This is a genomic window from Kitasatospora sp. SC0581 (assembly GCF_048159585.1).
Taxonomy (GTDB): Bacteria; Actinomycetota; Actinomycetes; order Streptomycetales; family Streptomycetaceae; genus Kitasatospora.
On record NZ_JBLRWA010000350.1, the window covers coordinates 1 to 303 of the forward strand.

Sequence of the window (303 nt, forward strand, 5' to 3'; positions counted from 1 at the left end):
GGGAACCTATGGATATTTGGAGATTTTACAATCAGAGAGCCTGCCTGGAAAACTATATCAAAGAGTCTAAATATGGTTTTTCAATGGACAAGATTCCAACAGATTCTTTCGGGGCAAATCATATGGCTCTTCTGATTAAATTACTGGCGTACAATTTATTCGAGATCTTTAAAAAGGACCATTGCCCGGCTGCGTTCAAGTCCTATACCATCAGGCGGTTTCGGAGAGAGTTTATTTATTCGGCCGGCGTGCTGACGTCTCACAGCCGGAGGGGCTCATTGACCATTTGTGAGACATATGCCC

At 43.9% G+C, this 303-nt stretch carries 1 protein-coding gene; it reads left to right on the plus strand.

The annotated features are described in order from the left end of the window. Window positions 1-303, plus strand: a 303-nt coding sequence (locus ACLWS4_RS38415) for a transposase (RefSeq protein WP_416876630.1), incomplete at both ends; no start/stop codon positions are given.